Annotated in this window: 6 protein-coding genes; 2 read left to right on the top strand and 4 right to left on the bottom strand. The window is 64.5% G+C overall.

Going from position 1 to position 5,743, the window contains the following annotated elements:
• Window positions 1–986, bottom strand: a 986-nt coding sequence (gene ychF / locus QZ189_RS10420) for a redox-regulated ATPase YchF (protein WP_296421718.1), incomplete at its 3' end; no start/stop codon positions are given.
• A gap of 115 nt (window positions 987–1,101) precedes the next feature.
• On the opposite strand from ychF, the gene QZ189_RS10415 reads away from it, so the two are divergent.
• On the top strand, window positions 1,102–2,301 hold the full coding sequence (locus QZ189_RS10415) for an efflux RND transporter periplasmic adaptor subunit (protein ID WP_296421717.1): 1,200 nt from the start codon (window positions 1,102–1,104) through the stop codon (window positions 2,299–2,301).
• Here the strand turns inward: QZ189_RS10415 and wecB are convergent.
• Complete coding sequence (gene wecB, locus QZ189_RS10410) at window positions 2,298–3,440, bottom strand: UDP-N-acetylglucosamine 2-epimerase (non-hydrolyzing) (RefSeq protein WP_296415978.1); 1,143 nt, start codon at window positions 3,438–3,440, stop codon at window positions 2,298–2,300. The genes QZ189_RS10415 and wecB overlap by 4 nt on opposite strands.
• A 180-nt stretch (window positions 3,441–3,620) precedes the next feature.
• Between wecB and QZ189_RS10405 the strand changes: the two genes are divergently transcribed.
• Complete coding sequence (locus QZ189_RS10405; RefSeq protein ID WP_296421719.1) at window positions 3,621–4,706, top strand: type IV pilus twitching motility protein PilT; 1,086 nt, start codon at window positions 3,621–3,623, stop codon at window positions 4,704–4,706.
• On the opposite strand, the gene QZ189_RS10400 is transcribed toward QZ189_RS10405, so the two are convergent.
• Window positions 4,703–4,885 (bottom strand): high light inducible protein, encoded by a 183-nt coding sequence (locus QZ189_RS10400; protein WP_010317973.1) that lies wholly within the window; start codon window positions 4,883–4,885, stop codon window positions 4,703–4,705. The two genes, QZ189_RS10405 and QZ189_RS10400, sit on opposite strands and share 4 nt — an antisense overlap.
• A gap of 36 nt (window positions 4,886–4,921) precedes the next feature.
• A partial coding sequence (tsaD, locus tag QZ189_RS10395; protein ID WP_296421716.1) for a tRNA (adenosine(37)-N6)-threonylcarbamoyltransferase complex transferase subunit TsaD occupies window positions 4,922–5,743 on the bottom strand: 822 nt, incomplete at its 5' end.

The following is a 5,743-nucleotide window of genomic DNA, read 5'->3' as shown; positions in this document are numbered from 1 at the left end:
TCAAGCAACTGCTTGTAGCCAATGGTCTGGGCCCGAATAAAGCCGCGCTCGAAGTCGGTGTGAATCACACCAGCGGCCTGGGGAGCGGTCATGCCGGCTTTGATCGTCCAAGCACGGGTTTCCTTTTCACCCGTCGTGAAATAGGTGCGCAGGCCCAGCAGGCTGTAGGTGGCCCGGATCAGGCTCTGCAGACCACCCTCTTCAACCCCCAGGCCTTCCAGGAATTCAGCACGGTCCTCTTCAGGCAGCTCAATCAGTTCCGCCTCCACCTGCGCGGAGATGCGCACGGTTCCTGCACCCTCTTTCTCCGCCAAGACCGCGACTTCCTCGCAGTAGGCATTGCCACTGGAGAGGTCGTCTTCGCTGACGTTGGTGGCGTAGATGATTGGCTTAGCCGTCAGCAAGCCCAGGGGCTTGATCATCGCGGCCTCTTCCTCTGTGAGGCTGACGCTGCGGGCGGCACCGCCCTGCTCCAGCACCGCCTGGATGCGCTCAAGCGCCTCGTCTTCCGCCTGGGCTTCTTTGCTGGTGCGCGCTTGCTTTTTCAGACGCTCGCGGCGTTTCTCCACCTGGGACAGGTCCGCCAGGCCCAGCTCCAGGTTGATCACCTCGGCATCGCGGGCGGGTCCAACCGACCCACTCACGTGGATCACGTCGTCGTCCTCGAAGCAACGCACGACGTGGACGATGGCGTCCACCTCCCGGATGTTGGCCAGAAATTTGTTGCCCAGTCCTTCCCCTTGGCTGGCGCCCTTCACCAGGCCGGCGATATCGACAAACTCCACCCGCGTCGGGATGAGCTCCTTGCTCTTGCTCAGATCCGAGAGCTGCTGCAGGCGGGGATCAGGAACCGCCACCACACCGGAGTTCGGCTCAATCGTGCAAAAGGGATAGTTGGCGGCTTCGGCTTGAGCATTGGCCACCAAGGCGTTGAACAGGGTCGACTTGCCCACATTGGGCAGCCCCACGATTCCGGCTTTAAGCATCGATGGAATCTACGGTTTGCCCTCGATGGCGGTGATCCCTCCCTGACCGAACCCCCGCCCGCTGCCCGCCACCAGGAAGACTGGGGTGACACCGGGAGCCAGGCAGGTCAACGCGATGCTCCAAGACCGTCGTCGAAAACAACCTGTTGCGACCTGGCTGCAAGGCAACACCTTGAGCCTCAAGAGACTGGCGGCTGATCGCCCCTGGCTGGCCCGTCGTCGCTTCTGGGCCGCCGCCCTGGCCGGGACCGTTTTGATTGCCGGTGGAGCAACGGCGCTCAACCTCAGCCGGAGCGCCAAGCAAGCCCGCAGCCTCAACACTTACACCTCCGTCGCCGAGGAAGGCTCCCTGCCGGGCCTGATCACGGCCAGTGGCGAACTGGAGGCCTTCCGCCTGGTCAACGTCAGCCCCAAACGCCAAGGGGTACTCAAGACCCTTTATGTGGAAGAGGGCGACAGCGTCAAAGCCGGCCAGGCCCTGGCCCTGATGGATGGGGGTGACCTTCAGGACCGGCTCGAGGAGCTCTCCGCCCAACTGCAATCGGCCAAAGCCCAACAGGCGCGTAGCCAGAGCGAACTGCAACGCCGGGAAAACCTGGTGCGCAACGGCGCCATTAGCCAGGACAACTACAACAGCGCCAAGGCGGCCTACCTCGTCGACCGCGCCGCCGTCGAGGCTGCCCAACAGCGGCTGGAGCAGCGCGAGATGGAGCGCAGTGAATTGGTCGTCCGCGCTCCCTTTGCAGGAACCATCACCGCGCGGTTTGCCGACCCTGGGGCCTACGTGACGCCCACCACCTCGGCCTCCGCCTCCGCCGGTGCCAGCAGCTCCTCCATCGTCGAGTTAGCCCAGGGCCTCGAGGCCGTGGCCAAGGTGCCAGAAAGCGACATCGGCCGGATCAGGCTCGGGCAAACCGGCTCGGTGCGCGTCGATGCCTTCCCGGACCGTCGCTTCAAGGCCCAGGTCCGTCAGATCGCTCCGCGCGCGGCCAAGCTCAACAACGTCACCTCCTTTGAGGTCACCCTGAAGTTCGTCGAGCCGGCGCCTGAACTGCGCATCGGCATGACCGCCGACATCGACTTCAATACCGGGAACCTCCCCCCGCGGACGCTGGTGCCGACGGTGGCGGTCGTGACCGAGCGGGGTAAGCCTGGGGTGCTGCTGGTGGGCCCGGGCAACCAGCCCAAGTTCCAAGCCGTGACCCTCGGAGCCAGTAGCGGCCGCAACACCCAAATCCTTGACGGCATCAAGCCCGGGACACGGGTCTTTATCGACCTGCCCCCCTGGGCAAAGCGCAAAGGCGATTCGAACTAAACCTGCGCCTCAGCCGCCGCATGGCGGCGCTCGTTGAGGAAGCTGCGGCAGGCCTCCAGGATGCGCGTGCTGGCCTGGCCATCCCCGAAGGGGTTGTGCGCCCTGGACATCTCTTCGTAGGCCTCGGCGTCATCCAGCAGCAGCGAAGCCTCCCGGAGAATGTCAGCGGAATCCGTGCCGATCAGCTTGGCGGTGCCGGCATCCACGGCCTCGGGCCGCTCGGTGGTGCGCCGCAGCACCAGGACCGGCTTACCCAGGGCCGGAGCCTCCTCCTGCAGTCCACCGGAGTCCGTCAACAGAAGCGTCGCGCCGCGCATCGCCGCCACCAGACGGTCGTAGTCCAGGGGTTCGGTCAAGAACGCCCGGGGGTGATCGCCCAGGAGTGCCTGCAGGGGCTCCCGCACCGTTGGGTTGCGATGCAGCGGCAGCAGCAGCGCCGTATCGGGGTAGCGCTCCAGCACCGCCAAAAAGCCCTTGCCGATCTCCTGGAGCCGCTCGCCCCAGTTCTCCCTGCGGTGGACCGTCGCCAGGATCACCCGCTGCTTCTCAAAGTCCAACCCCGGCAGCTCAAACGGGGGAGCTTTTTTCGCCATCAACAACAGCGCATCAATCACCGTGTTTCCGGTGGTGATGGTTTGGCCCACCACCCCAGAGGCCGCGAGGTTGCGGGCCGAGACGTGGGTCGGAGCAAAGTGCAGCAAGGCCACCTGGGAGATCAGACGGCGGTTGGCCTCCTCGGGGTAGGGATCAAAAATGTTGTCGGTGCGCAGGCCCGCTTCCACGTGGCCCACAGGGATTTGCTCGTAGAACGCCGCCAAAGCGGAAGCAAAGGCCGTCGTGGTGTCCCCCTGCACCAAGACCAAGTCAGGGGGGAACTGCTCAAACTCAGCCTTCAACCCCTGCAGCGCCGCGCAGGTGATGTGGGTCAGGGTTTGCTTGGGGGCCATCAAGGCCAGGTCGTGGTCGGCCTGCAGGTCAAACAGGTCCATCACCTGGGTCACCATCTCCCGGTGCTGACCGGTCAGCACCACCCGGGTGTTGAAGTCATCGGACTGCTGGAAGGCCTGGATCACCGGAGCGAGCTTGATCGCCTCCGGACGGGTTCCCAACACGATGCAGACGTTGTGGGGAGCGCTCACTCAGGTGCCGTTGGCAGACCTCTGGATCCTAAAGATGGCGGGCAAAAAAGCTGCCCCTGATCGGATTTGCAGCAACAGTGACGGCAGCGCGCCTGCGGGCCAGTGAGCAACAGTTCGCCCTTCCCCATCGGGCTGTTCCCAGAGCAGGCAACGGCAGCAGCAGAAAGCCCGACTAAGCCACTGGATGGAGCCCTCCAAGGGCAGCAACCCAGCTCACTCGAAGGCATCGTCAAACTTGCTGCGGAGCAGGGCTTCTCCGATGTCCACCTTGGGGTGGGCGAGGAACCCCGCTACCGCGACCGCGGCGAGATGCTGCGCACGGGCTGGCCCGTCACCGATGCCGCGGGCTTCCAGCACTGGCTCAGGGAAATGCTGAGCCCCGCTCAGATCGATACCTTCCAGCGGGACAAGGAATTTGATGGCTCCCACGCCTTCTCCTTTGTCAGGGTCCGCATCAACCTCCTGGACTCCCTGCGGGGACCCGCGATGGTGCTGCGGCTGATTCCGCAAACCATCGCCAGCCTTGAGGAGCTCCAGCTCCCCCCAGTGCTGCAGGAGCTGGCCTCCAAACCCAAGGGCCTGGTGCTGATCACAGGTCCCACCGGGTCAGGCAAGAGCACAACCCTCGCCGCGATGATCGATTGGATCAATCGCAACCGGGCCTGTCACATCCTCACGATTGAGGACCCGGTGGAATTTGTGCACCGCAGCCAGCAGTCCTTGATTCGCCACCGCGAAGTCGGGCAGCACACCAAGCACTTTCCCAGTGCCCTCAGGGCTGCCCTCAGGGAAGACCCCGACGTGATCCTGATTGGGGAAATTCGCGACGGAGAGACCCTGACCACTGCCCTTGAGGCATCCCAGACCGGTCACCTGGTCTTCGGCACCCTGCACACCAATTCGGCCGTCAAAACCGTCGAGCGGGTTCTGGGGATGGTTCCGCCCCAGGACCAAGGCAGTCTGCGGCGCTCCCTGGCGGAAAGCCTGCTCGGGGTGGTCGCCCAAGGGCTGATCAAAACGAGCGACGGCAAACGCGCCGCCTTTCACGACATCTTGATCAACACCGACGCCTGCAAGGACTACCTCGAGCGCGGTGAGCTTGAAGAGATCGAATCGATCATGGCCCGCAGCGGCTTTGATGGCATGCAAACCGCCAATCAGGCCCTGATCGCCTTGGTGGAAGGGGGAAGGACTTCAGCCGAGGCGGCCCTCGCCCAAAGCCTCAAGCCCAACGAACTTGGCCAGGCCCTGCGGGGCAAGGACTAGACCTTGCCGGCGAGGCGGGCAATCAGCAAGACACTCAAGCCAACGGAGAGGCCCACCATCGCCATGCGGCCGTTCCAGATTTCAGCCTGAGGCGTAAAGCCGCGCTTCCACTGGTTCAGCTCCTCAGGAGCTGCTTCAACAACCTGGTCTGGGGTAGGGGCGGAGTCTGCAGTGGCCATCGCCTCTGCCTTCAAACTCCAAGCAGCCTACGGAAATCAGAAGGGCGCCTGGGGTTCATAAAGAACCGGAGCCTGCTCCAGGGGAAGCCTGGGCGTCACAGCCAACTCGATCGAGCTTTGTGCGCCAGCACGGAAGCGCTGTTCGGCCGCCACACCGATCATTGCGGCGTTATCGGTGCAGTAGGCCAGGGGCGCTACCCGCCACTCGAGCGCAAGCGCCTGGCAACGCTCCTCCAGCCGCGCGCGCAAACGATGGTTTGCCGCCACTCCGCCCACCATGACGATGGTCTTCAGTCCCTGATCGCGGGCGCAGCGGGTCGTGCGCTCGACCAGGACGTCGGCGACCACCTGCTCAAAGCTCGCCGCCACATCCGCCAAGGGAAAGGGCTCGCCGCCGGCGGCTTCCTCGGCCCGCAGTTGATTGACCAGCCGCAGAACCGCTGTCTTGAGACCGCTGAAGCTGAAGTCGTAGGGATGGAAGCCCCCCTCGGGCCGAGACACCCGGCCCTTGGGAAGGCTGAAACGCTTGGAATCGCCACTGGCGGCGGCGGCCTGAACGGCCGGGCCTCCCGGATAGCCCAGGCCCAATAGACGGGCGACCTTGTCGAAGGCCTCACCGGCGGCGTCATCGCGACTGCGCGCAAGACGCGTGTAGTCACCGGGACCATCCACACGGATCATCTCGGTGTGCCCACCGCTGACCAGAAGCACCAAATAGGGTCCCGGCGGCAGGGGATCTCCCAGCTGGACCGAGCAGAGGTGCCCCTCCAGGTGATGGACCCCCAGAAACGGTTTTCCGTGAAGGCGAGCCAGGCTCCGCCCGGTCACCGATCCGATCAACAGCGCACCGACCAACCC

It is taken from the genome of Vulcanococcus sp. CPBay_Sum15L08_68 (assembly GCF_017855895.1).
Taxonomy (GTDB): Bacteria; Cyanobacteriota; Cyanobacteriia; order PCC-6307; family Cyanobiaceae; genus Vulcanococcus.
Note: the sequence above shows the minus strand (reverse complement) of the source record. Positions and strands in the feature narration are given on the sequence as shown.

Excerpts from the sequence above, each read along its gene's own strand:
- QZ189_RS10415 (WP_296421717.1), top strand. The coding sequence starts at position 1,102 with ATGCTCCAAGACCGTCGTCGAAAACAACCTGTTGCGACCTGGCTGCAA.
- QZ189_RS10400 (WP_010317973.1), bottom strand. The coding sequence starts at position 4,885 with ATGGCCACTGCAGACTCCGCCCCTACCCCAGACCAGGTTGTTGAAGCA.